The sequence below is a fragment of the Longimicrobium sp. genome (assembly GCA_036389135.1).
In the GTDB taxonomy this organism is placed as follows: Bacteria; Gemmatimonadota; Gemmatimonadetes; order Longimicrobiales; family Longimicrobiaceae; genus Longimicrobium.
Genome location: DASVQP010000035.1, coordinates 23,144 through 49,708, shown reverse-complemented (window position 1 = coordinate 49,708; position 26,565 = coordinate 23,144). Strand labels below are relative to the sequence as shown.

Annotated in this window: 25 protein-coding genes; 12 read left to right on the top strand and 13 right to left on the bottom strand. The window is 69.4% G+C overall.

Going from position 1 to position 26,565, the window contains the following annotated elements:
- Positions 1-63 precede the first annotated feature (63 nt).
- The gene (gene treY, locus VF584_08415; GenBank protein HEX8210197.1) at positions 64-2,973 is read left to right on the top strand and encodes a malto-oligosyltrehalose synthase; all 2,910 of its coding nucleotides are present in this window, start codon (positions 64-66) and stop codon (positions 2,971-2,973) included.
- Positions 2,974-3,207: 234 nt separating this feature from the next.
- Here treY and VF584_08410 read toward each other — a convergent pair whose 3' ends face one another.
- The gene (locus VF584_08410; protein ID HEX8210196.1) at positions 3,208-3,918 is read right to left on the bottom strand and encodes a phosphatase PAP2 family protein; all 711 of its coding nucleotides are present in this window, start codon (positions 3,916-3,918) and stop codon (positions 3,208-3,210) included.
- A 207-nt stretch (positions 3,919-4,125) separates the two neighbouring features.
- Between VF584_08410 and VF584_08405 the strand changes: the two genes are divergently transcribed.
- The 6 genes from VF584_08405 to VF584_08380 all read left to right on the top strand — a co-directional run bounded on the left by VF584_08405 (position 4,126) and on the right by VF584_08380 (position 8,231).
- Positions 4,126-4,527 (top strand): DUF2281 domain-containing protein, encoded by a 402-nt coding sequence (locus VF584_08405; protein HEX8210195.1) that lies wholly within the window; start codon positions 4,126-4,128, stop codon positions 4,525-4,527.
- Positions 4,528-4,564: 37 nt separating this feature from the next.
- Positions 4,565-5,101, top strand: coding sequence for a DUF1232 domain-containing protein (locus VF584_08400; protein HEX8210194.1), 537 nt, complete (start codon positions 4,565-4,567; stop codon positions 5,099-5,101).
- Between the two features lie 170 nt (positions 5,102-5,271).
- A complete protein-coding gene (gene guaB / locus VF584_08395; GenBank protein ID HEX8210193.1) occupies positions 5,272-6,750 on the top strand; it encodes an IMP dehydrogenase in 1,479 nt (492 codons plus the stop codon).
- A 131-nt stretch (positions 6,751-6,881) separates the two neighbouring features.
- Positions 6,882-7,229 carry a hypothetical protein gene (locus tag VF584_08390; protein HEX8210192.1) on the top strand — a complete coding sequence of 116 codons (348 nt, stop codon included), beginning with the start codon at positions 6,882-6,884 and terminating at the stop codon, positions 7,227-7,229.
- Entirely contained in the window at positions 7,229-7,990 is a 762-nt protein-coding gene (locus VF584_08385; GenBank protein ID HEX8210191.1) for an enoyl-CoA hydratase-related protein, read from the top strand. Before VF584_08390 ends, VF584_08385 begins: the two co-directional genes overlap by 1 nt.
- Position 7,991: 1 nt before the next feature.
- On the top strand, positions 7,992-8,231 hold the full coding sequence (locus VF584_08380; protein ID HEX8210190.1) for a hypothetical protein: 240 nt from the start codon (positions 7,992-7,994) through the stop codon (positions 8,229-8,231).
- A gap of 24 nt (positions 8,232-8,255) precedes the next feature.
- On the opposite strand, the gene VF584_08375 is transcribed toward VF584_08380, so the two are convergent.
- From VF584_08375 to VF584_08360, 4 genes are all read right to left on the bottom strand, one after another.
- Entirely contained in the window at positions 8,256-10,913 is a 2,658-nt protein-coding gene (locus VF584_08375; protein ID HEX8210189.1) for an ABC transporter permease, read from the bottom strand.
- 3 nt (positions 10,914-10,916) lie between these two features.
- Positions 10,917-11,270 (bottom strand): PadR family transcriptional regulator, encoded by a 354-nt coding sequence (locus VF584_08370; protein ID HEX8210188.1) that lies wholly within the window; start codon positions 11,268-11,270, stop codon positions 10,917-10,919.
- A gap of 146 nt (positions 11,271-11,416) precedes the next feature.
- Positions 11,417-13,840 carry an endopeptidase La gene (lon, locus tag VF584_08365; GenBank protein ID HEX8210187.1) on the bottom strand — a complete coding sequence of 808 codons (2,424 nt, stop codon included), beginning with the start codon at positions 13,838-13,840 and terminating at the stop codon, positions 11,417-11,419.
- Positions 13,841-13,853: 13 nt separating this feature from the next.
- On the bottom strand, positions 13,854-14,405 hold the full coding sequence (locus VF584_08360) for a DUF1499 domain-containing protein (protein ID HEX8210186.1): 552 nt from the start codon (positions 14,403-14,405) through the stop codon (positions 13,854-13,856).
- 28 nt (positions 14,406-14,433) lie between these two features.
- Between VF584_08360 and VF584_08355 the strand changes: the two genes are divergently transcribed.
- Positions 14,434-15,426: a sugar phosphate nucleotidyltransferase gene (locus tag VF584_08355; protein HEX8210185.1), complete on the top strand. Its 993-nt coding sequence runs from the start codon at positions 14,434-14,436 to the stop codon at positions 15,424-15,426.
- Positions 15,427-15,799: 373 nt separating this feature from the next.
- On the opposite strand, the gene VF584_08350 is transcribed toward VF584_08355, so the two are convergent.
- Positions 15,800-16,897: a M20/M25/M40 family metallo-hydrolase gene (locus VF584_08350; GenBank protein HEX8210184.1), complete on the bottom strand. Its 1,098-nt coding sequence runs from the start codon at positions 16,895-16,897 to the stop codon at positions 15,800-15,802.
- A 246-nt stretch (positions 16,898-17,143) separates the two neighbouring features.
- Here VF584_08350 and VF584_08345 point away from each other — a divergent pair, with 246 nt between their 5' ends.
- Both VF584_08345 and VF584_08340 read left to right on the top strand, forming a co-directional pair.
- Entirely contained in the window at positions 17,144-18,409 is a 1,266-nt protein-coding gene (locus tag VF584_08345; GenBank protein HEX8210183.1) for a hypothetical protein, read from the top strand.
- The gene (locus VF584_08340) at positions 18,406-18,777 is read left to right on the top strand and encodes an ArsC/Spx/MgsR family protein (protein ID HEX8210182.1); all 372 of its coding nucleotides are present in this window, start codon (positions 18,406-18,408) and stop codon (positions 18,775-18,777) included. The genes VF584_08345 and VF584_08340 overlap by 4 nt, the downstream gene beginning before the upstream one ends.
- A gap of 65 nt (positions 18,778-18,842) precedes the next feature.
- On the opposite strand, the gene VF584_08335 is transcribed toward VF584_08340, so the two are convergent.
- From VF584_08335 to VF584_08310, 6 genes are all read right to left on the bottom strand, one after another.
- A complete protein-coding gene (locus VF584_08335; GenBank protein ID HEX8210181.1) occupies positions 18,843-20,102 on the bottom strand; it encodes a HipA domain-containing protein in 1,260 nt (419 codons plus the stop codon).
- On the bottom strand, positions 20,102-21,730 hold the full coding sequence (locus VF584_08330; protein ID HEX8210180.1) for a DUF262 domain-containing protein: 1,629 nt from the start codon (positions 21,728-21,730) through the stop codon (positions 20,102-20,104). Before VF584_08330 ends, VF584_08335 begins: the two co-directional genes overlap by 1 nt.
- Positions 21,731-21,935: 205 nt before the next feature.
- The gene (locus VF584_08325) at positions 21,936-22,535 is read right to left on the bottom strand and encodes a flavin reductase family protein (GenBank protein ID HEX8210179.1); all 600 of its coding nucleotides are present in this window, start codon (positions 22,533-22,535) and stop codon (positions 21,936-21,938) included.
- Entirely contained in the window at positions 22,532-23,191 is a 660-nt protein-coding gene (locus VF584_08320; GenBank protein HEX8210178.1) for an alpha/beta fold hydrolase, read from the bottom strand. Before VF584_08320 ends, VF584_08325 begins: the two co-directional genes overlap by 4 nt.
- Complete coding sequence (locus tag VF584_08315; GenBank protein ID HEX8210177.1) at positions 23,188-23,613, bottom strand: hypothetical protein; 426 nt, start codon at positions 23,611-23,613, stop codon at positions 23,188-23,190. The genes VF584_08320 and VF584_08315 overlap by 4 nt, the downstream gene beginning before the upstream one ends.
- Positions 23,614-23,804: 191 nt before the next feature.
- Positions 23,805-24,281 (bottom strand): hypothetical protein, encoded by a 477-nt coding sequence (locus VF584_08310; protein ID HEX8210176.1) that lies wholly within the window; start codon positions 24,279-24,281, stop codon positions 23,805-23,807.
- Positions 24,282-24,538: 257 nt separating this feature from the next.
- Here VF584_08310 and VF584_08305 point away from each other — a divergent pair, with 257 nt between their 5' ends.
- Together VF584_08305 and VF584_08300 are read left to right on the top strand one after the other, a co-directional pair.
- Entirely contained in the window at positions 24,539-25,096 is a 558-nt protein-coding gene (locus VF584_08305) for a hypothetical protein (GenBank protein HEX8210175.1), read from the top strand.
- 2 nt (positions 25,097-25,098) lie between these two features.
- Positions 25,099-25,329 (top strand): hypothetical protein, encoded by a 231-nt coding sequence (locus tag VF584_08300; GenBank protein ID HEX8210174.1) that lies wholly within the window; start codon positions 25,099-25,101, stop codon positions 25,327-25,329.
- Between the two features lie 60 nt (positions 25,330-25,389).
- Here VF584_08300 and VF584_08295 read toward each other — a convergent pair whose 3' ends face one another.
- Positions 25,390-26,565, bottom strand: a complete 1,176-nt coding sequence (locus tag VF584_08295) for a phosphatase domain-containing protein (protein HEX8210173.1) — start codon at positions 26,563-26,565, stop codon at positions 25,390-25,392.

Below are 26,565 nucleotides of genomic sequence, written 5' to 3'. Positions count from 1 at the left end.
GTGGCCGCCGCCCCGCCCCCGTGGGCGGTTTCGGCGTTATTCACCCGTGTGACCATACATATCGTGCAACGACCCGAAGACCGGGCCGCCCCGGACGGGGCGGCGAACGCGGGACGCATCCCGCGCGCCACCTACCGCATCCAGTTCAACCACGGCTTCACCTTTCGCGACGCGGCGGAGATCGTGCCGTACCTGGCGGAGCTGGGCGTCAGCGACCTGTACGCCTCGCCCTACCTGCAGGCGCGGCCGGGGAGCATGCACGGCTACGACATCACCAACCACGAGGCGCTGAACCCCGAGATCGGCACCGAGGCGGACCACGCCCGGCTTTCGGCGCTGCTGCGTGAGCACGGACTGGGCCACCTGCTGGACATCGTCCCCAACCACATGGGGATCGCCGGGGCCAGCAATCCGTGGTGGATGAACGTGCTGGAGAACGGCCCTTCGTCGCCCTACGCGCGCTTCTTCGACATCGACTGGAACGCCCGCTCGCCGGACCTGCAGGGCAAGGTGCTCCTCCCCGTGCTGGGCGACCAGTACGGGTGCGTGCTGGAGGCGGGCGAGCTGAAGCTGGTGTACGACGCGGGGCAGTTCCGGGCGGAGTACTACGAGAACTGGTTCCCGGTCGCCCCCGGCTCCACCGCCGCCGTGCTGCGCGAGGCGCTGGACCACGTTCGCCTCAAGGCGGACAGCGAGGAGCGGATGGAGCTGGCCAGCATCGTCACCGCGCTGGAGAACCTGCCGCCGCGCGGCAGCACCGACGAAGCCAGCATCGAGGAGCGCAACCGCGAGCGCATCGTCACGCGCCGCCGCCTGCACGCGCTGTACACGGCGAGCGCGGAGGTGCGCGCGGCGCTGGACGGCGCGGTGAAGACCTTCAACGGCACTCCCGGCGACCCGCGCTCGTTCGACCGGCTGGACACCCTTCTCTCCGACCAGGCGTACCGGCTGGCCTTCTGGCGCGTGGCGGCGGAGGAGATCAACTACCGTCGCTTCTTCGACGTCAACGACCTGGCGGGGCTGCGCACCGAGGTGCCGCAGGTCTTCCACGACACGCACCGCCTGATCCTGCGCCTGGTGCGCGAGGGGCGCGTAACGGGGCTGCGCATCGACCACCCGGACGGCCTCTTCCACCCGCGCGAGTACCTGCGCGAGCTGCAGCGCGAGACGGCGGGGATCGAGGCGAAGGAGAAGTTCTACGTCCTGGTCGAAAAGATCCTCACGGGCGACGAGACGCTGCCGGACGACTGGCCGGTGGCGGGGACGGTGGGGTACGAGTACATGAACCGGGTCAACGGCATCTTCGTGGACCCGGCGCAGGCGCAGCGGATGGACGACCTGTACCACCGCTTCGCCCGTAACCGGTGGAAGTTCCACGACCTGGTGTACGACAAGAAGAAGCTGATCCTGCGCTCGTCGCTCATCAGCGAGCTGACGGTGCTGGCGAGCATGCTGGACCGCCTCTCCACGGAGAACCGCTGCTACCGCGATTTCACCTGGGGCGCCCTGCGCGATGCCCTGCGCGAGACGGTGGCGTGCTTCCCCGTGTACCGCACCTACGTGGACGCCTACGCCGGCGCCGTCTCCGACGACGACCGCCGGTACGTGGACCAGGCGATCCGCGCCGCCAGGCGCCGCAACCCGGACGTGAGCGCGTCGCTCTTCGAGTTCCTGCACGACGTGCTCCTCCTGCGCTGGCCGGACTCGCTGAGCCCCGAGGCGCGCGAGGACCACGCGCGCTTCGTGATGAAGTTCCAGCAGCTCACCGGCCCCGTGATGGCCAAGGGGGTGGAGGACACCACCTTCTACCTGTACAACCGCCTGATCTCGCTGAACGAGGTGGGCGGCGAGCCGGACCGCTTCGGCATCACTCCGGACGAGTTCCACGCCTTCAACCTGGAGCGCGCCGAGCGCTGGCCGGCCAGCATGAGCTCGTCGTCCACGCACGACACCAAGCGCAGCGAGGACGTGCGGGCCCGCATCAACATCCTCTCCGAGATCCCGGACATCTGGGAGGAGCACGTCTTCCGCTGGGCCGAGATCAACCGCGGCCACAAGCTCTCCGACGGCGCCGACCACCTGGTGCCGGACGAGAACGACGAATACCTCCTCTACCAGACGCTGGTGGGCGCCTGGCCCTTTGGCGAGGTGAACGACCAGGTGCACCAGGACCTGGTGGGCCGGGTGCAGGCGTACATGGAGAAGGCCACGCGCGAGGCCAAGCTGAACACCAGCTGGATCAACCCCAATCCAGCCTACGACGAGGGCCTCAAGGAGTTCGTCGCCACCATCCTGCGCCGCGACGACAACCCGTTCCTGGATGACTTCGTCCGCTTCCACCCCCCCATCGCGCGGCTGGGGATGGTCAACTCGCTCGCCCAGACGCTGGTGAAGCTGACGTCGCCCGGTGTTCCCGACGTGTATCAGGGCCAGGAGATCTGGGACCTGTCGCTGGTGGACCCCGACAATCGCCGCCCGGTCGACTTCGCCCTGCGCCGGGAGCTGCTCGCCTCGCTCGACTCATCGCTGGAGGAGCGCGAGCGGCGCGACGTGGCCCGCTCGCTGGTGGACGGCTGGGAGGACGGCCGCATCAAGCTCTACGTGACGCAGACGGCGTTGCGCGTGCGCCAGGGCTACCCCGACCTCTTCGCCATGGGCGAATACCTCCCGCTCATTGCCGAGGGTGAGCGCGCGGACCACGCCGTCGCATTCGCCCGCCGCGAGGAGGGCGCCGCCGTCGTCACCGTCGTCCCGCGCCTGATCGCCACGCTGACCCGCGACCAGGACTTCGCCCTCCCGACGGCGAAGCTGTGGAAGGGCACGCGAATCGTCCTCCCGCCCGATCTGGCGGGCACCTACGTGGACCGCTTCACCGGCGTCGAGCTGCGCACGCGCGACCTGGGCGGCAGCGCCGTGCTGGACGCCGAGGCGGTGTTCGCGAACTTCCCGGTGGGGCTGCTGGAGCGGATCTGAGGGCGGGGGGCCCCCTCCCCCCGACCCCCTCCCCCGCCTGCGGGGGCGCAGGGCGGGGGAGGGGGAGAACGACCATCCGCTTTGCCCAGAACCTGTAGGGGCGCGATTCATCGCGCCCACCCTCTGCCTTCCTCGACCCCCGCGTTTTAGCATTGATCCCGTAGGGGCAGACCTGCGTGTCTGCCCTCCCTTTCCTCCAAACCGACCCGCGCCCTTCGCGCCCGACTCCCGCACTCACCGCACCGGCACCCGCACCGCCACCCCATCCCCCATCAGCACCACCGTCGCGCCGTCCGCATGCGGATGCCGGCGGTGCAGGGCACGGAGGGTGGCGCGGCTCACGACCACGCTCGCCAGCGCGCCGCCGACGACGTCGCTCGTCCAGTGCTTGTCGTCGTAGATGCGCGACCAACCAACCAAGGTCGCGCCGCTGAAGGTGAGGGCGGTCACCCAGGGGCGGTCCGCCTCTTCCGAGATGGAGGCCGCGAGGGAGAAGGCGACGACCGCGTGGCCGGAGGGGAACGACTGCCAGCGGTTGCTCGCGTTGAAGGGGCGGAAGTGGAGCGGATCGTCCGTGGCCGAGGGGCGCTCGCGGCCGACGACGAACTTCAGCGTCCCGTTCACCGCGCCCGCAGCGAGGAGCGCGCCGACGATGTGCGCGGCGGAGGAGGAGAGCTCCGGCTCGTCGGCCAGGCGGCCGCCAGCGTAGGCGCCGCCGAGGGCGATCAGAGCGTAGGCGGGGCGCCCGCCGTAGTTGAGGCCGCGCGTGGCCCAGTCCAGCCGCGTGCCGCCGCCGGCCGGGATGGCGCGGTCCACCGGGCCGTCCAGGAGCGCCGCGCCGACCAGGACGGCGCCCGCGATGAACGGCTCCGCGCGGCGCTGGGCGGCGGTCGGTGCCGGGGCGGCGGCACAGAGGGCGAAGCAGACGAGGAGGAGGCGGCGCATGTTCGCGAGGCGGCGGGGAGGAGGGGGCGCGGCAAGGTAGACGACCGGAACGGCGCGGGCAAACGTGGCGTTTGCCCGGGCGGGCGCGGGCCGCCACATTGCGCGAAACCGCGCCCCCCGCGCGGACGTACCCCCGCCGGAGGGCCGGGCCTCCCCGGCACGGAAATCGCGCCCCGCAAGCGGGCGGCTCAACCGGAAAGGGGCATCATGATGCACGAGGGCCTTCGACAGCGTCTGGTCCGCCAGATCGAGGCGCTACCCGACGAGCAGGTCTACCAGGTGCTCGACTACATCGAGTTCCTGGCGTCCAAGTACAACCGCGCCCCGCAGCGCGAGCCCAACTCCGTCCAGCGCTTCACCGAGCGCCTGGAGGACCGGATGCGGCTGCAGGGACTGGCGTACGGCACCATCAAGGGCGCGCTGGGGATCATGGGCACCGCGGGGAAGGTGGTGTCCGGGATCTCGGATGCCAGCCGCACGGTGATCCGCGAGGTGGAACAGGTCGTGCTTGGGCCGGAGACGCCGCGCGACGCCGGGCAGAACGGGGCCGCGCAGCCGCAGATCCCGCCGCGCACGAGCCGCGACGAGGACGGAACGAAGGCGGGGTGAGGGCTCGCCCCGGCGAACTCCATCAACCACGAGAGACATGGCCGACCGCAACGACAGCTCGCGCCGCCGCTTCAGCAGCGACGACGACGACACGGGATCCGCGGGCGAGGCGCCGCGGCGCCGCAGCGTGCTGGACGACGACGACGACCTGGTGGGCCCGCGCACCGTCGCCGCGCGCCCGCGCCGCGGTGCGAAGGGCGGGGGAGGCCCGGATCGCGGCGAGATGATGATGTCGCTGCTGCGCGACCTTCCCAACTTCGGGCGGCTGGTGGTGCGGCTGGCGCGCGACCCCCGCGTCTCCATGCTGGACAAGGGGCTGGTGGTGGCTGCTCTCGCCTACGCCGCCGTCCCCGCGGACGCCATCCCGGACGTCATCCCCTTCCTGGGCGAGCTGGACGATGTGGTGGTGGTGGGCGTCGCGCTGGCGCGGCTGGTGAACAATGCCGGCATCGAGCTCATGCTGGAGCACTGGGAGGGCGACCAGGGTACGCTGGAGGCCGCGCTCGACGTGGTGGAGCGCAGCAGCAACCTCCTTCCCGCGCCGCTCAAGGGGATCCTCCTGGGGAGCCACTAGGCCGCGTTCGGGGCAGACGAGAGGGGGCCGCGGGGCGTTGACAGCCCGGCGGCCCTCTCCGTATCTTTCACTATGGAACACCTGAACCGCGCGCAACCGAACCGACTGCCCGCCGTCCCCTCCGCACCGCGGAGCCGGGACCGGCGGGCTCGCTGCATTGTGGAGGCCCGATGAACCGACCCGCCGCGTCCGCCACCCGCTTCGCGGGCGAGGGGCTGACCTTCGACGACGTCCTACTCGTCCCCCGCCGCTCGGAGGTGCACCCGAGCACGACGGACGTGGGGACGATGCTGACCCGCACCATCTCGCTCACCATCCCGCTCGTTTCGGCGGCGATGGACACCGTCACCGAAAGCCGCATGGCGATCGCGATGGCGCGGCAGGGCGGGATGGGGATCATCCACAAGAACATGACCGTAGCCCGCCAGGCCGAGGAGGTCGACCGGGTGAAGCGCTCCGAGAGCGGGATGATCGCCTCGCCCGTCACGGTGCACCCGGGGGCGCCACTGCGCGAGGCGGTGCAGCTTATGGAGCGCTTCTCCGTGAGCGGTGTCCCGGTGGTGGAGGAAAGCGGGCTGCTGGTGGGCATCCTCACCAACCGCGACCTCCAGTTCGAGACGGACATGGACCGCACGGTGGGCGAGGCGATGACGCGCGAGGGCCTCGTCACCGCCCCCGTGGGCACCTCGCTGGAGGAGGCGGTGCGCATCCTCCACCGCCATCGCATCGAGAAGCTGCCGGTCGTTGACGCGGCCGGGATTCTGAGCGGGCTGATCACCGTGAAGGACGTGCGCAAGCGCGCGCAGTTTCCCAACGCCTGCAAGGACGAGCGCGGCCGCCTGCGCGTGGGCGCGGCCATCGGCGCGCATCCGCAGAAAGACCTGGAGCGCGCCCGCGCCCTGATCGACGCCGGCGTCGACGTGCTGGTGGTGGACACCGCCCACGGCCACTCGGTCGGCGTGCTGGACGCCGTGTCGCGGGTGCGCGAGCACTTCCCCGACGTGCAGATCATCGCCGGAAACGTCGCCACGCGCGAGGGGGCGGCGGCGCTGGTGGAGCGCGGCGTGGACGCGGTGAAGGTGGGGGTGGGCCCCGGCTCCATCTGCACCACGCGCGTGGTGACGGGCGTGGGCGTGCCGCAGCTCACCGCCGTTCTGGACGCGGTGGAGGGCGCCGCCGGCCAGGTGCCCGTGATCGCGGATGGCGGGATCAAGTACTCGGGCGACATGGTGAAGGCGCTGGCCGCGGGCGCCCACGCGGTGATGATGGGCTCCATGCTGGCCGGCACCGACGAGAGCCCGGGCGAGTCGTTCCTCCTCGAGGGCCGCCGCTTCAAGACGCTGCGCGGGATGGGGAGCCTGGGCGCGATGCAGGAGGGCTCGGCCGACCGCTACTTCCAGGAGCACGGCGACGCGCGCAAGTTCGTCCCCGAAGGCATCGAGGGGCGCGTGGAGTACAAGGGCGCCGTCGCGGACACCATCTACCAGCTGATCGGCGGCCTGCGCTCCGGCATGGGCTACCTCGGCTGCGGCACCCTTGACGCGTTACGCACCGAGCCCCAGTTCATGCGCATCACCGGCGGCGGCCTCCGAGAATCGCACCCGCACGACGTGACGATCACCAGGGAAGCGCCGAACTACCATTCGTGAAAAGCATCACACAGAGGGCACAGAGGGAACTACAAGGCGCAGAGAACTACTTTCTTTCCTCTTGCGGTTCCCCTCTGTGTCTCTGTGTGAGGCTGCAGTTGCTGTTTTTCCCTGACCCGAGAACCGAACGCATGCCCCGTATCCAGCTCGTCCACCTCGCCCACGCCCGCTCGGGCGACAAGGGCGACACCGCCAACGTCGGGCTGATCGCCCTGCGCCCCGAGTTCTACCCGCACCTGGTGCGCGAGGTGACCACCGAACGCGTCAAGGAGCACTTCGCCGGGATCGTGCACGGCGGGGTCGAGCGCTTCGAGCTCCCCAACCTAGAGGCGCTCAACTTCCTCCTGCACAACGCGCTGGGAGGCGGCGGCACCGTGTCGCTCAAGACCGACGCGCAGGGGAAGGTGCTCTCCACCGCGCTCCTGCGGATGGAGATCGAGGTGCCGGACGAGGTGGCGCAGGCCGCAGGCCCGCGCTGATGCCGGGTACGGTCCTGGTGGGGCGCGAGGGCGCCGTCGCGCGGCTCACGCTCAACCGGCCGGAGAAGCGCAACGCCCTCAGCGCCGAGCTGGTGGCCGACCTCAAGGCCGCCCTCCGCGACGCGGACGCGGACGAGGGCGTGCGCGTGGTCGCCATCTCCGGCGCGGGGAAGGACTTCTGCTCCGGCGCCGACCTCGCCGCGCTGCGCCGCATCGCCGATGCCACGGTGATGGAGAACCTCGCCGACGTGGACGAGCTGGCCGAGCTCTTCCTCCTCCCGCGCCGCATGCGCAAGCCGGTGGTGGCGTGCGTGCGCGGCCGGGCGCTGGCCGGCGGGTGCGGCCTGGCGACCGCCTGCGACCTCGTGCTCGCCTCCGCCGACGCGCAGTTCGGCTACCCGGAGACGCGCATCGGCTTCGTCCCCGCCATGGTGATGGCGATCACGCGGCGCAACGTATCCGAGAAGCGCGCCTTCGACCTGCTGGTGCGCGGCCTTCCCGTGTCCGCCGCCGAGGCGGAGCGGATGGGGCTGATCAACCAGGTCTTCGCCGAGGATGCCTTCGAGGCGGAGACCGACGCGGTGCTGCGCGACCTGGCGGAGCGCAGCCCCTCCGCGGTGCAGCTCGCCAAGCGGCTCCTGTACAACTCGGACGCGCTGGGCTTCGAGGCCGCCGTGCGCGCGGGTGCGGACGTCAACGTGGTGGCGCGGATGACGGAGGACATGAAGGCGGGCGTGGCGCGCTTCCTGGAGCGGGGCTGACATGGCGCTCACGCCCGAGGCGGTCTTCCCGTGGAAGCTGCGGCTCTTCTTCGCGGGCGCCATCTTCCTGCTTCTCGGGATGTACCTCGACCGCCGCGAGCCGGTCATCGCCGCCATCGTGGTGCTCGCGGTGGCCGTCCTCCTGCGCTTCGTCGGCCGCAAGCCGAAGCGGGAGGTGCATCCGTCGTGGTATGAAGACGAACAGCACGACTCACACGGAGACACGGAGGCACAGAGATGAAGTCATCTCTGTGCCTCCCGTTTTTCAACGCAGGATGCTGATGGGGTCCACGCGCGTGGCGCGGCGGACGGGGACGAGGAGGGCGATGGTGGCGCAGGCGAGGAGGACGAGGGTCGCCAACCCGATCGCGATCGGGTCCAGGGGGACGACGCCGTAGAGAAGGTTGCTCACCATGCGGCCGACGGCGACGACGCCGAAGGCACCGGCGAGCAGCCCCGCCGCCATCCATGCGCCGCCCTGCCGCAGGACCAGGGTGGCGATGGCGCCCGGGGTGGAGCCGAGGGCTATGCGCACGCCGAACTCCCGCTCGCGCGCGGTGGCCATGGCGGCGAACATGGCGTACACGCCCACGGAGGCCAGGAGCAGCGCCAGCGCGCCGAACCCCGTCATCAGGAGCATCGGCAGGCGGCGGCCGGACAGGCGCTCGGCGACGATGGTGGACAGCGGAGCGGGGTCGCGCAGTGGGACGTCGGGGTCGAGGGCCGCCAGCGCGCGCTGGAAGGGGCGCACCAGCGCGAGCGGCTCCCCGTCCGTGCGCACCACGAAGTCGCGCCCGGACCACGCGAAGTCCTGCCGTCCGCTCGCGTAGGCCATCGGCTCGGGGGCGGGGAGCGCGGGGTCCACCCGCACGTCGTCCACGATCCCCACCACCACGCCCCACCGCTCGGCAGTGTGCGGGCTGATGCGGATGCGCGAACCCAGCGCGCCTCCCTCCGGCCAGTAGCGGCGCGCCATCGTCTGGCTCACCACGATGGCGGGCGGCGCGGAGGGCGTGTCCCCCGTCCCAAAGGTACGCCCGCGCAGTGTGCGGATCCTCATCACGCGGAAATACTCGTCGGACACGGCCATGTACCGGATGAAGACGGGGGAGTCATTGCCCACCGCCTTCCCCTCGATGCTGAGCGCGTTGCTGCTCATGGCGGAGGACGGGATCTGCGTGACGCTGGCGACTCCGCGCACGCCGGGGAGCTCCGCGACCGCTTCCCGCAGCCGGCGGAACGCGTCGGCGCGCGCCTCCGGCGTGGGGTACTTGGCCGAGGGGAGCTCCACGCGGGCGGTGAGCACCCCGCGCGGGTCGAAGCCGAGCGGGGCGGAGGTCATCGCCCACAGGCTGCGCACCAGCAGCCCCGCGCCGGCCAGCAGGCTCAGCGAGATGGCGATCTGCCCCGCGACCAGCACGCCGCGCAGGTGCCGCGAGCGCCGGCCCTCGCTCGCACCGCGCCCCTCCTCGCGCAGCGTCCGCTGCGGGTCCCAGCGGCCGGCGGCCAGCGCGGGCGCCAGGCCGAACACGGCGCCGGTGCAGAGCGCGGCCAGCAGCGTGACCGCCACCGCGCCCCCGTCCAGCGACAGCTCCGCGTACGGCGGCAGCGCGGGGAGCGCCAGCTTGCGAAGCGCGGCCAGCCCCAGAGACGCCAGCGCCAGCCCCACCACGCCGCCCGCCAGCGCCAGCAGCGTGCTCTCGGTGAGGAGCTGGCGCACCAGACGGCCACGCCGCGCGCCCATCGCCACACGCACGGCGAATTCCTTTCGCCGGCCCATGGTGCGCGAGAGGAGGGCGCCGGCGAGGTTTGCGCAGGTGATGAGGAGCACCAGCCCGGCGCTCGCCATCAGCACCAGGAGCGGGGTGCGCGTCTCGCCCACCAGTGCGTCGCGCAGCGGGAGCACGACGAAGGTGCGCCCGCGGTCGGTCTGCGGGTGCTCGCGCGCAAGCTCGGTGGAGATCCGGTCCAGCTCGCGCCGGGTGCCTTCCAGGGTGGCGCCGGGTGCGAGGCGCCCCACGACTCCCATCGAGTGCTGGCCGCGGGACGCCATCGGGTCCTGCAGCACCTCCGCCAGGTCCGTCGCGAACCAGAGGTCGGCTCCCCCGTCCGGGCCCACGAAGCGGGGCGGGAGCACGCCGATCACTTCGAACGCCGTGCCGCCGAGGTTCATCGTTCGGCCGATGACGCCGTGGTCGCCCGCGAACTCACGCCGCCACGCCTCATCGCTCAGCATCACCACGTAGCGGGGGCCGTCCTCGGGGGTGAGCGTGCGGCCCAGCGCGGCGCGCACCCCCAGGGTGCGGAAGAAGCTCCCCTCCACCGACGACCCGGTGAGCACCCGCGGCCCGTCGGGGGAAACGTAGGTCCTCTTGAAGGTGCCGAACACGAACGGAGCCACTCCCTGCAGCGTGCGCATCCGCCTCGCGAGGTCCGCGGCCGCGCCGGGGCTCACGGACGAGCGGTCCATCCCCGATTTCTCGAAGCGGGAGTAGATGCGCACCAGCCGGTCCGCGTCGCGGTAGGGGAGCGCATCCAGCAGCACGGACTTCACCACCCCGAACACCGCCGCGTTGGCGCCGATGCCGAGCGCCAGGGTGGCGATGACCAGCAAGGTGAAGAGCGGAGCGCGGCCCGCCGAGTGCAGCGCGAAGCACACGTCCTGCCGCAGATCGGCCAGCCAGTCGCGGCGGTCCTCGGCGCGGCGGTCGGCTTCAAGCAGCGCCGCGCACTCGCTCCGCACGCCGTTCAGGTCGCCGAAGCGCTCGAGGGCGGCGGCGCGCGCGTCCTCGGGCGTCATCCCGCGCGCGGTGTACTCGCGGATCCTTTCTTCCAGGTGGAACGCGAGCTCGTCGTTGACCTCGGCCTGCGGCTCAGCCTTGAACGGGTGGGGAACCCGGCGGCGGGAGAAGGGGATGCGCATGGCTCACCTCGCCCAGCTGGGAGCCCGCGTGGCGCCGATCGCCGCGTTCACCGCGTCGGCGAGCCGCTGCCACCCCGAGCTCTGTTCGCGGAACTGCTTCTCCCCCTCGGGCGTCAGGTGGTAGAACTTCGCCCGCCGGTTGTTCTCGGACAGGCCCCATTCCCCCCTGATCCACCCCTTCCGGGCCATGCGGTAGAGCGCGGGGTAGAGCGACCCTTCCTCCATGCGGAGCACGTCGTTCGTAGCGCTCTCGATCCAGCTCGCGATCCCGTAGCCGTGCATCGGCCCCCACGAGAGCGTCTTGAGCACGAGCAGCTCCACCGTCCCCTGCAGCAGCCCCGAGTCCTTGGCGAACATCCGAGTGTCTCCGCGTGATCGGTCCCTATGCGCATCTAAGGGAAGATAGCACATCGTTCCCTAGGCGCATCTAAGGGAAGATAACACACGGTGACACAGAGGCAAGACTTTCGTTTTCCTCTGTGCCGCCGTGTCTCCGTGTGAGCCTATGCCTCCGCGGCGGCCTGGCGCTCGCTGGAGCCGTGGTCGTCGGTGGCTTCGGTGCGCACGGGGAGGGTGGCGGCGCGGTTGGCGGGGTCGCCGGTGAGGGCGATGTCGAAGACCTCGTCCATCCGGTCGACGAAGTGGAAGGTCATCCCCTCGCGCACGTCCGCGGGGACGTCGCGAAGGTCGCGGCGGTTGCCGGTGGGGAGGATCACCTGGCGCAGGCCGGCGCGGTAGGCGGCCAGCGTCTTCTCCTTCACGCCGCCGATCTCCAGGATCTTGCCGCGCAGCGTCACCTCGCCCGTCATGGCGATGTCATGGCGGACGGGGCGCTCGGAAAGGGAGGAGGCGATGGCCAGCGTCACCGCGGCGCCCGCCGAGGGGCCGTCCTTGGGGGTGGCGCCCACGGGGAAGTGCACGTGGATGTCGTGGTCGTTGAACGACTCGCGCTCGATCCCCAGCTCGTCCGCGCGCGAGCGGACGTACGAGAACGCCGCGTTCACCGACTCGCGCATCACGTCGCCCAGGAGGCCGGTGATGATCAGGCGGCCGGTGCCGGGCATCTTGAGCGCCTCGATGAACATCAGCTCGCCCCCCGAAGCCGTCCACGCCAGGCCGGTGACGACGCCGACCTCGGACTTGTTCTCCGCCGCCGTGGTGCTGTAGCGCGGGTAACCGAGCACCTCCTCGATCAGCTCGCGGGTGATCGTCCAGTGCTGGCCGTCGGGGTTCTGCGCCTTCTCGTGCGCCAGGTAGCGCATGATCGCGGCGAGGGAGCGCCGCAGGTTGCCCACCCCCGCATCGCGCGCGTAGCCGCGGGTGAGGACGAGGAGCGTCTCGTCGCTGATCGATACCTCGTCCGTCGACAACCCATGCTCCTTCACGATGCGCGGGACGAGCCACTCGCGCGCGATCGCGATCTTCTCCTCCGGCGTGTAGCCGGCGATGCGGATCTCGATGAAGAGGTTGCGCAGGTCGCGCGGGATGCGGTAGAAGTCCGCCGCGCTGCCGATGAAGAAGACGTTGGACAGGTCGAACGGCGTGTCAAGGAAGCGGTCGACGAACTCGTCGCGGTTCTCCGGGTCCAGCGTCTCCTCCAGCGCCTCGATGGGGTCGCCCTCCACGTTGCCGATCCCCATCTCGTCCAGCTCTTCCAGCAGGAAGACGGGGTCGCGGGTGCCGGCGTCGCGCAGGGCGGCCACGATCTTTCCGAGCTGCGCGCCGGGGCGCGTGCGGCGTGCGCCCACGAGCTGCGCCTCGCCGCGCCCGCCCAGCTCCAGGCGGACGAAGGGACGCCCCAGCCCGCGCGCGATGGCCGCCGCCAGGGTGCGCTTCCCCACTCCCGGCGGGCCCACCAGGCAGGGGATGGGGCCGCGCAGGTCTCCGCGCAGCTCGGCCACGGCGATTACCTCCAGGAGGCGGCGCTTGGCCTCGTCCAGCCCCAGGTGCTCCTCGTCGATGGCCGCTTCCACGCGCTCCAATTCGATTCCGTCGCGCTCCGAGCGTTGCGTCCAGGGGACGGCGATGAGCGCGTCGAGGTAGGCGCGGATCTCGGACGCCTCGGTCGAGGTGACGGCGGTGGAACGCAGCCGCTCCGCCTCGCGACGGGCCAGCGCGGCGATGCGCGGGGGAAGCCCGGCGCGCTCCACCTTGCGCAGCACCTCGTTGGCTTCGCGCTCCACGGGGTCCAGGTCGCCAAGCTCCGCCTGCAGTGCCTGGATGCGCTTGCGGATCTGGTCGCTCCGCTCGCGCCCGCGCGCGGGGAGGGGCGCGGCGCCGGACTGCGTGCCGTCCGCGCCCTCGATCTGGCGCAGGTGCTCCAGCTCTTCCTCGAGGGTGCGCAGCACGACGCGCAGCCGTTCGGCCACGTCCAGCTCCTGCAGGATGGCGTCGCGGTCGGGGACCTTGAAGTTGCAGAGGGTGGCGGCCAGGTCGGCGAAGCGGCCGGGGTCGCTGAGGTTCATGCGCAGGATGCGCGGCACCTCGTCCGAGATGCGCTCCACCCGCGCCGCCACGCCGAGCAGCGTGTTGAGGATCTTCTCCACCAGCGGCTCCGCGACTTCGGCGGGCGCGGGGACCTCCTCCACCGGCACGGGGACGGCGGTGTAGAAGCCGTCCTCGAGCCGCACATCTTCCAGCCGCACCCGGCGCAGCCCCTGGAGCGTCACCTGCGTGGTGCCGCCGGGCAGGTTGAGCCGGTCCAGCACGCGCACCACGCTCGCGATCCGCTCCAGCGTGGCGGGCTCCACGGCGCCGTCCTCGTGCGTCGTCGCGGTGGCGACCTCCAGCTCGGGGGCGGGGTGGGCGGCCAGCGCCTCCACGTTGGGCCCGAAGCCGATCTGGAGCGCGGTGGCACCTCCCGGAAAGACCACCGTGCTGCGGATGGGAAGGACCGGAATGCGGTCCGCGGAGCTGGAGCTTTGCATGGGTCTCAGCGGTTCACCTGGACGCCCCCTCGCCCGCGAGGCGGCGGTCAAGCGCGTGCAAGAAGTGGGCGACCCGGCGCCCGTTCGTCCCGAAATCGCCGCGCCCGACGCGCGACGACGAGCGAAGATCGACCCGCGTCATCCCCTTGTCGTCCAACGAGATGCGGATGACCACGTCGTCGGTGAAGCTCCACAGCCGCGTGCGTGCCTCAGCGCGAATCGTCCCCGCGCCGGCGGCCTCCTCCGTGACGGTCCAGCGGGGCATGGCGCGCGCCGTCTCCAGCGCGGCGCTCCACACCTGCGCAAAGGTGACGGGGTAGGCGCGGCCGCGCAGGCGGGGGTCCCGCGCGTCCGGGCGGGTCTCCGCGACGTTGCGGGTGAAGGCGGTCCAGAGCCCCATGCGGTACCCCTCGGGCGGAGGATGGCGGAGCGGGGCGCGCCCCGCGAGTGGGGGCGGAATGTAGGCGCGCGGCGGGGTGGCGGAAAGCGCGATCGCCAGCGCCGCGCCGCGGTACGGATCGTGCCCCCGGCGGGCGCATCCGAGAACCCCCGCAGGGGATGCCACCCACCCGTCTCGTCCGCCCGGAGAACCGATGAAAGTCGTGATGCCGCTTGCCGGCAAGGGCACGCGCCTTCGCCCGCACACGCACGTCACCCCCAAGCCGCTCCTCAAGGTCGGCGACAAGCCCGTGCTCGCCTACATCCTGGACGAGCTGCGCGAGCTCGGCGTGGGCGAGGCGGTGTGCATCACCGGGCATCTGAAGGAGCGCGTGGAGGAGTTCATGGCGCGCGAGTACCCGGACTTCAAGGCCGTGTACGTGGAGCAGGTGGAGCAGCGCGGCACCGGCGACGCCATCGCCCTCGCCGAGCCGTACGTGCAGGAGGACCTGCTGATCATCTTCGTCGACACCCTGTTCGACGCGGACCTCTCGCTCGTAAAGCGTCTCCCCCAGGACGTGGCGGGGGTGATCTGGGCCAAGGAGGTGGAGGACTACCAGCGCTTCGGCGTGATCGTGACGGACGAGCAGGGCTTCATGCAGAAGATCATCGAGAAGCCCACGGAGCCGGTGAGCAAGCTGGCCAACATCGGCCTCTACTACATCCGCGACTGGAAGCTCCTCTTCGAGGGGATCCGCCACGTGATGTCGTCCGACCCCGGCGTCGGCGGCGAGTACTTCCTGACCGACGCTTTCCAGTACATGGTGGACCACGGCGGGAAGCTGCTGGTGGCGCCGGTGGAGGGGTGGTACGACGCGGGCAAGCCGGACACGCTCCTGGAGACGAACCTCCACGTCCTGAGCACCACCCGCGGCCGCTCCCCCGCCGCCGCCGACGGGGTGACCGTCCACGAGCCGGTCCACGTGGCTGACGGCGTGACGCTGGAGAACGCCGAGATCGGCCCCAACGTCACCCTTTCCGCCGGCGCCACCGTGCGCGGCAGCAAGCTCCGCGACACCATCGTGGGCGAGAAGTCGGTGATCGACGGCTGCGACCTGCACGACTCCCTGATCGGGAGCAACGTCCAGGTCACCGGCGTGCGCGGCCAGGTGGATCTGGGCGACCACTCGGTGGTGAAGGCGGGGTAGGGGGCCCCCACCCCCGCTCGTGAACTCGCCGCCCCTCCCCCAATAACTACCTGGGGGAGGGGCGGCTTGCGTGCATGGGTGCGGGCGGCAGGGATCGGCGCGGGGGAAGGCACGGGCAGCCACGCGGGGCGGCCCCTACCGGTTTCGGTGTGAGAGGCCGGGGCTGAGACGGGGCGGCGGAGGGCAGACGCGCAGGTCTGCCCCTACCGGATCGGTGCATGGGGCGAAGGTCGAGGAACGTACAGGGTGGGCGCGATGAATCGCGCCCCTACCGGATGATCGCGTTCCCCAATGCCGAGACAGCGCGTAGATCGCCGCGATCTCCCCCCTCTCCTGCAGTCGGGAGAGGGGGGCCGGGGGGGGGTGAGGGGACCTACCCCACCACCCCCGCGGCCTCCAGCACGATCAGCAGCGCGCGCTCGATCCCCAGGGCGCCGTGGTCGTTGGCGTACCACTCGTCGGTGGTGTGGATGCCGCCCGAGTCGCCGCCCACGCCGATGGCGATGGAGGGGATGCCGAGCGCCATCGGCACGTTGGCGTCCGTCGAAGAGGAGACCAGCTCCGGCTTGGCACCGAGCGACGAGGTCACCTGCGTGGAGATCCGTACGAGCTCCGAGCGGGCGGGCGTCTCGCCGGATGGGCGGTCGCCGATGACGGCCACGTCGCAGCTCAGCGCCTGCGTGCCGCTGCGGCGCCCGGTGCTCTCCTCCCTCACCACGCGCTTCACGATCCCGCGCACGCTCGCCTCCAGCTCCAGCAGCACGCCGGGGACCTCGCTCCGCATGTCCAGCTCCAGCCACGCCGCGTCCGGAACGGCGTTGATGCTCGTTCCCCCGCCGATGCGCGCCACGGTCAGCGACGAGCGCTCCGGGTGGGGGAGGGCGAGCGTGCTCACCTCGGCGGTGGCGGCGGCCAGGGCGACGATGGGGTTGGGCGCGCCGCGATCCGCCCACGAGTGGCCGCCGGGGCCCTCCACCGTCACCCGCAGCCTCCGCGACCCGATGGCGCGGTGCACGATGCGGCGCACCCCCGAGCCGTCCAGCGCCACGAACGCCGCCGCCGTGCGCAGCGGCGATCCCTCGCGGAAGAGGTGCTTCACCCCGCGAAGGTCCCCCGTCCCCTCCTCCCCCACCGTCGCGACGAAGACGATGGGGCGGCGCGTGCGGACGCTTGCGGTGCGCACCAGCCGCGCCACGGCCAGCATTCCCGCCAGCCCGCGCGAGTTGTCGGTGATGCCGGGCGCGTAGATGCGGCCGCCGTCGAGGCGCGGCTCCACGTCGGTTCCGGCGGGGAAGACGGTGTCCAGGTGCGCGGCCACCACCACCGGCTCCGCGCCCGCCGCGCCTGGCAGGATGGCGAGCACGTTGCCGACCTCGTCGACCGAAGCATCGCGGTACCCGGCCTCGCGCAGGCGCTCCAGCACGCTCGCGCCACGCTCCCCCTCGCCGAACGGGGGCGCGGGGATGCGCACCAGCTCCAGCTGGTCGCGGAGCGTGGCGTCGTCGGTGCGGTGGGCCAGCTCGCGGACGGGACGGAGGGCGGAGGTCAGGGCGCGCTGCCGGTTGCGGTATCAGGGGCCGAGGGGATGATGATGCCGCGCGGCGGCGGGGCTGTCAACCGAGCCGCCGCGGGTTTCGCATCTGCCTGCCGTTCATTATGATGCAGGGCGTGCCCGAGCCCGGGGCGCCTCCCCTCAACCCCCGCCCGCGAGGATCGCATGCAGGAGCGCGACCTGGTCTTCGATTGGAACACGCAGGACGGCTCGTTCGACTATTCCACCCGGCGCGGCGTGCAGCTCAACGACGAGACGCTGCGCGACGGCCTGCAGTCGCCTTCGGTGACCGATCCGCCCATTGAGGACAAGATCCACCTCCTCCACCTGATGGCGGAGCTGGGGATCGCCGCGGCGGACATCGGCCTTCCCGGCGCCGGCCCGCGCGCGGTGCGAGACGTGGAAGCACTGGCGCGCGTAATTGCGGACGAGCGCCTCCCCATCAAGCCCAACTGCGCCGCCCGCACCGTCCGCGCGGACGTGCAGCCCATCGTGGAGGTGTCGCAGCGCACGGGGATCGCCATCGAGGCGGCGACCTTCATCGGATCGTCCCCCATCCGCCAGTACGCCGAAGACTGGACGCTGGACCGGATGCTGCGCGCCACCGAGGACGCGGTCAGCTTCGCCGTCGCCGAGGGGCTGCCGGTGATGTACGTGACCGAGGACACCACCCGCGCGAAGCCGGAGGTGCTCAGGGCGCTGTACGGCACCGCCATCAGCTGCGGCGCGCGGCGCATCTGCCTGGCGGACACGGTGGGGCACGCCACCCCACACGGCGTCCGCCGGCTGATCCGCTTCGTGATCGACGAGATCGTCAAGCCCAGCGGCGAGGACGTCAAGATCGACTGGCACGGCCACCGCGACCGGGGGCTGGGAATGCCCAACTGCCTGGCCGCCATCGAGGAGGGCGCGCACCGCATCCACGGCACCGCGCTGGGCATCGGCGAGCGCTGCGGCAACGCGGAGATGGACCTCCTCCTGGTGAACCTGAAGCTGCTGGGCCTGCACGACTGGGAGCTGTCGAAGCTCAACGACTACGTGCAGAGCGCCGCGCGCGCCTGCCGTGTGCCGCTGGCGTACAACTGGCCCGTCTTCGGCGAGGACGCCTTCCGCACCGGCACGGGCGTGCACGCCGCCGCCATCATCAAGGCCGAAGCCAAGGGCGACGCCTGGCTGGCGGACCGCATCTACTCCGGCGTCCCAGCGGGCCTCTTCGGCCTCTGCCAGAAGATCGACATCTCGCCGATGAGCGGCCTCTCCAACGTGCGCTACTGGATGCGTGCCCACGGCTTCGACGGCGACGACGACGCCCTCTGCAGCCACGTTTTCCAGCACGCCAAGACCGGCGACCGCACCCTCACCGACGCCGAGGTGGTCGCGCTGGTGGCCGCGTACCTGGCCGACTCGCCGGTCCTTCAGGAGACGCAGTGAGCGAATCCGAGCACGCGGGGGGAGTCGACGTCTACTGGCTCCCCCACTGCACCACCTGCCAGAAGGCCGTCCAGCACCTGCACGACCGCGGCGTCCCCATCACCTCCTTCCGCGATCTCAAGGCCCAGCCCCTGAAGCGCGCCGAGGTCGAGGACCTCGCCCGCAAAGTCGGCGGCGCGGAGAAGCTGTTTTCGAAGCGCGCGATGAAGTACCGCAAGCTGGGCCTCCGCGAGCAGACCCTCACCGAAGACGACCTCCTCCGCTTGATGACGGAGGAGTACACCTTCGTCGCCCGCCCCGTCATCGTCGCGGGCGACCGCGCGACGGCGGGGTTCTCGGCGAAGCGCGTGGATGGGCTGGTAGACTGAAGGTCTGAGGTGAGTGGGTCCGCGACTCAGAATTGCTCGCGGCGAGGCTTCCCGCGGTGCGGGTTCTATCCGCGCGAGAACCTGCCGAAGTGCGGTTTTAGCAGCGGAACGCGACTCCAATAATCGCGCAGGCGCGTGACATGTTCCGGTGGCATTGATTCGGCAGCTACCGACGTAGCCCAAGCGTTCGCAGCCTCATCCAGCGTCTGGTCTACCACCCGTAGGGTCTCCTTCGGGTCGCCCCCCGCCTTCACCGCAAGCCTCCCGAAGGCAGGTAGGTCAGTCTGAAAAGGATCCTTATTGCCCGCAAGATTCAATGCCAACTTGCGCTCACTTTCGTCGGGCCATGCGACTGTCGCCACCTGATCGTACAACGGAGACAGCACCGCGGCCACGTCATCCGGATAGAGCAGTGACCAGTTTTTGAGATGCGCGTCCATATTTCCTGAGGCGATCATGAACGCGAGGCGACGGATGTATTCGAGGTAACCTTCAAATCCCACTATCTGACGCACCAGCCCTGCAGCCCCGTCATACGTGATTTGTTCATACTTGTGAGACGGAGGTAAATTGACGACTTGTGCGAAATCCTCCTGGTGTATCCTTCGCATCCCTTCTCGGTCGTATCGCCGGATCATGAATGCGTCGGTACCCTCCGGTGCGAACGGACGCAAAACGGATGGCATCGTCTCCAGCGGTACCACTTGGCAGTCGGGAACGTCCATGCCGGTCGCCCGAGCCCACTGCATCGTCGCATACTCGTTCTCCACGAGTCGCGTAAAGCGTCGCGACTCGAGCTTTACGATCCAGTCACCGAGTTGACCGTGCACTGGAAGGGAGATTTTCTCGCTTTCCCTCAGAACGGAAAATTTCATTTGAACGCCGGGGAGCGAGAAGCGAAGACCAAGGTCTTCCGGTTCTCGACCTCCAAGGGGTTCTTTTCCGTTCCGCTCTCCGAGGATTTCGTCAGAATCCGCAAACAGCCCGGCATCTACTGCGGCGGGTAGCACTTCCACCGCACCGGGCAGATCCCGTCCTACCGCTACCAAGATGGGGAGATCCGCATCTGCGTCTAGGTTAAGTGAACGGCGCAACAAGTCGCGGAGAGCTCCCTCCGGAACGAGATTGGCGAAAAACGGAGGGATCGAGTCGCGCTTACCACGGTAAGTCCGGTGTAAGTCGTCCTCGAAGTACTGTCCCAAGACCGGCCGGCGAGGCAAACGACGATAGTCCTCCGAGAACCGGAAGGACGAGCGGTTCTGGACTTCGTCATGTGCCACTTGGCCCACAGAGATTTCATGAAGATGTACATCGTAGTGGGCCATCAGTCCTCCTGGCCTGCATCGGCAAGTATGTACTGGAGCGAAGGCCGGTCATTCCGGTCCCACGCCGCCAACCGACGCGCAAGGTCGCGGACTGCCCGCTCGATTTCGGCTTTACGATGCTGAAGAAATTCTTCAGGCCTGCCGGACAGGAGCGCCGCGTGCGCGTCCCCACATATGGCATGAGAAGCGAGGACGTCGGTAAGCCGCTCCTCGCGGAGCGCGAGCAATTCCTTGCGAGCACTTCCGAGCCCAGGAAGGAGTATCCGGTTTGCCGGGCTGCGGGCGAGGCCAGAATGGTGTGGAATTATGCTGCGGAACGCGGCCGCATCCCGCTCTTCGATGAGAGCGGCAACATCGATGGGGCGACCGTCATGCAGATCGAGAGGATTGAGCGATGTCATCCCGAGCAGCGCTATCCTGCTTTCAGCGGCCCGGGCGTCGAATCGGGCAGGCAGGGCGAAGTCAGCGGGCTCAGAGTTTGGGACGAGCGCCAGTAGCGACTGAACGCTACTCTCCTCGTCGTCTGCATCAATCACGGCTACACCGCGTCGCAGGAGAGTCCGCTCATCATAGAAGGCGGTTGTGAGTAACGTACGCCAGATCCAACGCGCAAGCAGTTGGAGGGACCGGGCGCTTGGGTCAGGGAAGAGGTGGAAGAAACGTGTGAGGACAACAAGCGGCAGTGATCTGGGAAGCAGCCGCAGATGGGGGACTTCCGCGTACCTCCTCAAGAAGGATAAAACACGCCGGATCGCCGGCAACGCGTCTCGGACAGCATCACGGAGAACGTCCGGGTCTTTCCGGTAGTGCTCTGCAAAACTTCTGGTGACGTCCAGTCCTTTGTACGCTATGAGGCAGGAGTGAAGCTGCTCCTCGTCTGGCCGGCCCATCCCTAACTGCTGAAGTTCGGAAGCCAAGTCGCTCAACGTGGTCGGCCGGTCGGCGGAGTCTCCGAAGAGAGCATCATGTACCTCTTTCCACTCCAGAGCTTTGCCGGAATTGTTCGTGCGGAAAAAGATATCCTTCAACAACTCTTCGTCATCCGTCTCTACTACGTAGAGCGGAACGCGGTACTGTCGTAGCCGCGTTCCTGCTTGGAACACGGAGGTACGGAGGGACGCGTCACCAGAATGCGGCCAGCTAAAAATCCATTCGCTTAGATCGGATGCATCGAGTAGATGAGCAACTGGAACCCAGGTGCTGGGAATATCTCCACTCTTAGGCGGGGCGTGGAAGCTTTGGTTGGCGGCGTCAAAGTATACAACGTGTGGATCGACCGGTGTCGACGGCACCGGCGTGGGACGCGCTAGTCCTGCCGCAAGCGCGGTAAGTCGTTGTTGCCCGTCGATCACCCACAGCGCGGACGGCGTTTCCGGGGCATCGATGCGTAACGGGCCTATCTTGATGGACGCCGCATCTGCTGCGCCTTTGCGGAGGAGCAGAGATCCGATAGGATATCCACGATAGATGCTCTCAAAAAGAGAGATTACGTCAGTAGGGCCCCATTTGAGGCCACGCTGGAATGACGGGATTCTGACGGTTCCTCGCGTCACTCTGCCTACCAAGTCCTCGACGGTCTCCGTGTCCGCCTCGGGTCGCACCGCAAGATGTTTGGAATTAGTCATCATCGTTGTCCTGTTTGGCTTTTCTTCGGTGGGAATTATAGCCTTACGTAATCGTACAAACAAGGATCACGGTGCGCTTATCCCCTGGAGGTATCTACCTCGTTCGAGTCGATGCGGAGTGCGGAGTAACCAAGACGCGTGTCGAGCCGAGATCCGCCGCCGCGTGACGCTATGGGGCTATCACATCAGCTCGCTGCAGTTCGAAGGCTTACCGCGCGAGCACCGGGATCTCGCCGAGGGTGGAGTACAGGTCGCCCCAGAGGCGTGCGACGGGCCGAAGGGCGACGCTGTCGGCGAGGAGGGTGGCGGGGATCAGCGGGGCGGCGTCGGAGAGGCGGACGCGCAGGACCTCGCCGATGACGAGCGTGTTGACGGAGCCTTCCAGCTCCACCTCCTTGAACAGCCGGCACTCCAGCACGGCGGGGCAGTCCGCAACGTAGGGCGCGCCCACCGATTCCGCCTGCGCGGCTAGCAAGCCAGCGCGCTCGAACTCATCGACCTCCGGCCCGTACTCGCCGGAGGTCGTGTTCATCTGGGGGAGCTGCGGCTCGGTGACGACGTTGATGCAGAAGACGCCGGTCTCGCGGATGTTGCGGAGGGTGTCCTTGGGCTCGCCGCGGCGGCTGCCAATGGAGATGGAGATGAGGAACGGTGTGGCGCTGACCGCGGCGAAGTAGCTGAACGGCGCCAGGTTCCGCGCGCCCGCCGCCGACTGCGTGGAGACCCACGCGATGGGGCGGGGCACGACCAGCGAGGTGAGGAGCTGGTAGCGCTCGCGGTTGGAGAGCGCCCCCGTGTCCAGGATCATCCCGGGCGCGCCACTTCGGCCTGGATCCAGGCGCGGGCATCGCGCGCCTCGTCCGGCGAGATGCCGTGGCCCATCGGGTAGTCGCGCGTCTCCAGCTCCGCGCCGGCGGACTGCAGGAGCCCGCGCCCCTCGATAGCGAGGTCGAAGGGGATCTGCGGGTCCATCGTCCCATGCCCCCACCAGAAGCGCGTCCCCGCAACCGATTCCGGGGTGGGGCGCACGCTGGGATGGTCGGCCAGGAAGCCGCTGAAGTTCATCACCATCGGCGCCGCGCCGGGATTGCGGAGCGCGTACGCCATCGACATCACCCCGCCCTGCGAGAAGCCGCCGAGGACGAGGGGGCCCGTCTTCACCGGGAGTGTGGCGCGGATCTCGGAGAGGAAAGTGCCGAGCGCGTCCTGGCTTGCCTCGAAGCTCTCCGGCTCGGGGCGGTTGCGGCCGAGGAAGCGGTACCACGCCCATCCCGGCCCGTAGCCCCACGGCACGCCGGAGTGCGGCGCCTGCGGAGTGATCACGACGGCACCCGGGGCGATGTGCGGCGCCAGCCCCGCAAGGTCGAAGCGGTCGCTCCCGCGGCCGTGGAGGAGCACCACCAGGGGTGCCCCGTCCTGCACCCCCTCGGGGATGGACCGCTCGTACAGGAGCGTCGCGCTCATCGCGCGCCGGCCTCGATCTGATCGAGGGCACGGCTCTGGAACGGGTGCCGCCCGATCGCCGCGATTCCGCCCATCAGGAGGAGGAGCGAGACGACCACGCCGGTGAGCCCATACTTGTAGGCGCGCTGCGAGTCCGCCTCGCGCTTGGCCCATGCGGAGAGCACCGTCGCGGCGGCCACCGCAAGGAGGTTCATGATCAGGTGCCCCATCAGCGCCGGGTACCAGCGCCCGAGCACGATCATGATGATCCCCAGCACGACCTGCAGGTGGAGCGAGCCGGTGTAGGCCGCGGTGGAGATGCGCGCGGGGCGGTCGTACGGGCGCTTCCCGGAGAGCCCGCGCGCCAGGATGACGATCGCCGCGATCCCGGCGAGGAGCACCAGGTAGCGAAGCCCCGAGTGGGCGTAGTAGACCATGTTCATGCGGTGTCCGCCTGGATTCGGGCTGGTTTGGGGCCGTCCGTGCGGCCAGGCGGGACAATGTAGCGTGGAGCTTCGGCACTGCAACTGCTTGCCTCACACAGAGACACAGAGGACACGGCAAGAAACAACAGAAAGGGCTTTCCTCCGCGGCTTGTTGTTTCCTCTGTGTTCTCTGTGTGAAGCTTTGTTCTTTACTCCTGCACGTTCTTGACGAACATCTCCTGCACGAGCGCGTTGAACTCGCGCTGCATCTCGTCGTGCTGCTTCTCGCAGGTGCGGCCGATCTCGGCAAGGCGCGGCTCGCCGATGCGCTCGCCCACGGCGGCAAAGGTGGCAAAGGTGTCCTGCGCCTGGCGGATCATGACGATGTCCTCCACGATGCGCAGGAAGTCGTCGTTGCGCACCGCGTCGGCCACGTCCTTCGCCTTCCCCAGCACGAACCCGAGCGCGTTCTTGAGCGCCTCGCCGCCGGGCTCGCCGAGCGTGGCGCGGTACTCCTCGATCATCGTCTGGTGCTGGCGCATCTGCGGGATGTAGCGCGTGCATAGCTCGCGGAAGCGCGCGTCCTGCGCCTGCTTCTCGTGGTCTTCCAGGCTCTCCAGCAGCGTCCTGTGCTGCATCACGTTGTTGCTGACCTGGGCGATCAGGAAATCGCGTCCTTTGTGCATTACGACATCTCCATCTCTCGTTTCCGTCCATCACACCGCACCTCATTGCACGGCGGAGCGCCTCCCCGTTGCATAGGGTATGCCGCAGGTTTGGCGTTCCGCCCCACTCGGGCCGCCGTTAGTACCGTGTAGCGCCCTTGGTGGCGGAGGTGTGGCGTTGATGATCCCGGGTTCGCGGTACGGAGTATCTGGTGTGGAACGCACACACCGGAGACGAGTATGGATGCGGAAGATATACCTGGGCGGGGACCTTAGCCGTGGATTCGTACCGGGCCGCGTCGGACCGGCACCGCCAGGCGCGCCTCGAAGCGTACGATGCCGCCCGAAACGACGTGATCGCGAATCTCGGGATCGGACCCGAACTCCGGCTTGCGGACATCGATGCGACGGCTCTCGTGGAGTGGGAGCGAAGCTGGGCGCGTCGCAAGCACCCCCGTGGTGTGGGAGGATGGAATTGGCCCGAGCTCGTCCGCGCGCTTCCAAAACGCGCCGCCGTGCTCCCGATGGCGGTCTGGTATGGCTCCGACCTGTGTGGGCTGGCACTCGGTCAGGCGTCACGCTCCCGCGCCGGTGGGCTGCGGCACACATTTACGCTGACATTTGTCGAGAGACGTCCCGAGCCGCCTCCGGTTCGGCTTCGGGGCGTCATCATCCGGGTGGCAATTGCTGTGGCGGAGAATTACGGGCGCGTGATAGGCTCGACCCGATTGGTCCTGCGCAACCCCGATCGCCACCTGGTTGCCCATTATGAGGTCCTGGGCTTCAAGGTTGTTCAGGATTTGCAGGGGCCGCGATACTGCTTGAAGGAGATCTGATCATGGATAAACAAGCACCGCCAGCACGCCGGGCGAAGCATCGGGTGAAAGCCCGCGGGCTTCTCAACCGTCTGCGCTACGACATTCCGGCTCCGCCGCCTGAGGTTGCCCGGGCGCGGATACTGAGCAAGCCCTTGTTCTTCGCATCGCTCAGCGCAGAGGCGATCGAGATGTGGAGGAACTACGATGGCCCTGAAGTCCTCGGCCCGCCTCCGAAGCAGGAGCGCGAATAGACAGTGAAGCACCCGTGCGGGACTTACACGGGCGCTTCAGGCCGGCCGAGCTTCGGGCGGCTACTCCGTGCTCAGCTCCTCGTTGACCTCCTCGCCGGCGGCGGAGGCGCGGGGCTGGGTGCTGGCGTCGGCCTCGGCGCGGATCTCGGCGAGGGCGTCGGAGGCGATCCAGCCGCGGGAGACGGCGTGCTCGGCGGCGGCAAGGGTGTCGTCGGCCAGCACGAGGGCGCTCCCGGCCTTCTCCACCTCCGCGGCGAGGGCGCGGATGGCTTCCACGCGCTCCGGCCGCGCCTCCACGTTGCGGATGTAGACGGCGGGAATGCGGTTCGGGTAGCTGTGCACGACGCGCGAGTAGATCTCCGGATCCTCCTGGCTGGTGTCGCCCACCAGGATGAAGGGGAGGGTGGGGTAGTGGGTCATGATCCGCTCGATCGCCCTCATCTTGTGCTCCTCGTTGGAGGTGGGGAGCACTTCGCCGGAGAGCCCCCAGTCGCGCAGGAGGAGGGGGCCGAGCGGGATCTTTTGGAGCGTCAGGAACTCCGCGAGGAGGTCGTGCAGGTTCCAGGGGCTGCTGGAGACGTAGAAGATCGGGTTGAACGGCGCCGCGCCCGTGCCGTGCTGGAGCGCGCGGTAGAAGGCCGCCACGCCCGGGAAGGGCGCGCGCGTGCGGGCGTTGCCGAAGAAGACCGTGCGCGCCATGCGCAGCTTGGACGCGACGCCGGTGCGGATCACCGTGTCGTCCAGATCGCTGATCACCCCGAACGCGCTCGCGGCCGGCGGCACCATGACGTGCGCCAGCGTCCGCACGGGCTCGTCGCCCTCGAGCGGCTCCAGCAGCTCCAGCACGACTTCGTGCCAGATGGCGTTGGGGGCAAAGGGGGGGCGCGGATCCACCTCGCACTCGAAGTACCCCTCGTCGTCCGTCGTCACGGTGCGTTCGCCGCCGGCGAAGACGACGCGGACGCGGGCGCGCGGCACCTCGTCGCTCTCGAAGCGCTGGACCATGGAGGCCAGGTTCAGCCACACGCTGTCCGCCGCGTCGGCCGCCGGGATGGGGGAGCCGCGCAGCACGCGCCCACGCACGAAGGCCCGCTCCGGCGTCCCGTAGCCGCGGTACGCGTCGATGCGCGCCACCTTCCCCGCGCCCCCGGTGGCGCCGAGTCGTCGCCGCTGCTCGTCGATCTTGTTGTCCACGCGGTCCAGGAAGCGCCCGAACGCCTTGTTCCAATCGGCCAT

Bases quoted from the DNA above. Each gene is read 5' to 3' on its own strand.
- VF584_08410 (HEX8210196.1), bottom strand. From the start codon at position 3,918: ATGCGCCGCCTCCTCCTCGTCTGCTTCGCCCTCTGTGCCGCCGCCCCG.
- VF584_08405 (HEX8210195.1), top strand. From the start codon at position 4,126: ATGATGCACGAGGGCCTTCGACAGCGTCTGGTCCGCCAGATCGAGGCG.
- VF584_08400 (HEX8210194.1), top strand. From the start codon at position 4,565: ATGGCCGACCGCAACGACAGCTCGCGCCGCCGCTTCAGCAGCGACGAC.
- guaB (HEX8210193.1), top strand. From the start codon at position 5,272: ATGAACCGACCCGCCGCGTCCGCCACCCGCTTCGCGGGCGAGGGGCTG.
- VF584_08390 (HEX8210192.1), top strand. From the start codon at position 6,882: ATGCCCCGTATCCAGCTCGTCCACCTCGCCCACGCCCGCTCGGGCGAC.
- VF584_08385 (HEX8210191.1), top strand. From the start codon at position 7,229: ATGCCGGGTACGGTCCTGGTGGGGCGCGAGGGCGCCGTCGCGCGGCTC.
- VF584_08380 (HEX8210190.1), top strand. From the start codon at position 7,992: ATGGCGCTCACGCCCGAGGCGGTCTTCCCGTGGAAGCTGCGGCTCTTC.
- VF584_08375 (HEX8210189.1), bottom strand. From the start codon at position 10,913: ATGCGCATCCCCTTCTCCCGCCGCCGGGTTCCCCACCCGTTCAAGGCT.
- VF584_08370 (HEX8210188.1), bottom strand. From the start codon at position 11,270: ATGTTCGCCAAGGACTCGGGGCTGCTGCAGGGGACGGTGGAGCTGCTC.
- lon (HEX8210187.1), bottom strand. From the start codon at position 13,840: ATGCAAAGCTCCAGCTCCGCGGACCGCATTCCGGTCCTTCCCATCCGC.
- VF584_08355 (HEX8210185.1), top strand. From the start codon at position 14,434: ATGAAAGTCGTGATGCCGCTTGCCGGCAAGGGCACGCGCCTTCGCCCG.
- VF584_08345 (HEX8210183.1), top strand. From the start codon at position 17,144: ATGCAGGAGCGCGACCTGGTCTTCGATTGGAACACGCAGGACGGCTCG.
- VF584_08335 (HEX8210181.1), bottom strand. From the start codon at position 20,102: ATGGCCCACTACGATGTACATCTTCATGAAATCTCTGTGGGCCAAGTG.
- VF584_08330 (HEX8210180.1), bottom strand. From the start codon at position 21,730: ATGATGACTAATTCCAAACATCTTGCGGTGCGACCCGAGGCGGACACG.
- VF584_08325 (HEX8210179.1), bottom strand. From the start codon at position 22,535: ATGATCCTGGACACGGGGGCGCTCTCCAACCGCGAGCGCTACCAGCTC.
- VF584_08320 (HEX8210178.1), bottom strand. From the start codon at position 23,191: ATGAGCGCGACGCTCCTGTACGAGCGGTCCATCCCCGAGGGGGTGCAG.
- VF584_08315 (HEX8210177.1), bottom strand. From the start codon at position 23,613: ATGAACATGGTCTACTACGCCCACTCGGGGCTTCGCTACCTGGTGCTC.
- VF584_08310 (HEX8210176.1), bottom strand. From the start codon at position 24,281: ATGCACAAAGGACGCGATTTCCTGATCGCCCAGGTCAGCAACAACGTG.
- VF584_08300 (HEX8210174.1), top strand. From the start codon at position 25,099: ATGGATAAACAAGCACCGCCAGCACGCCGGGCGAAGCATCGGGTGAAA.
- VF584_08295 (HEX8210173.1), bottom strand. From the start codon at position 26,565: ATGGCCGATTGGAACAAGGCGTTCGGGCGCTTCCTGGACCGCGTGGAC.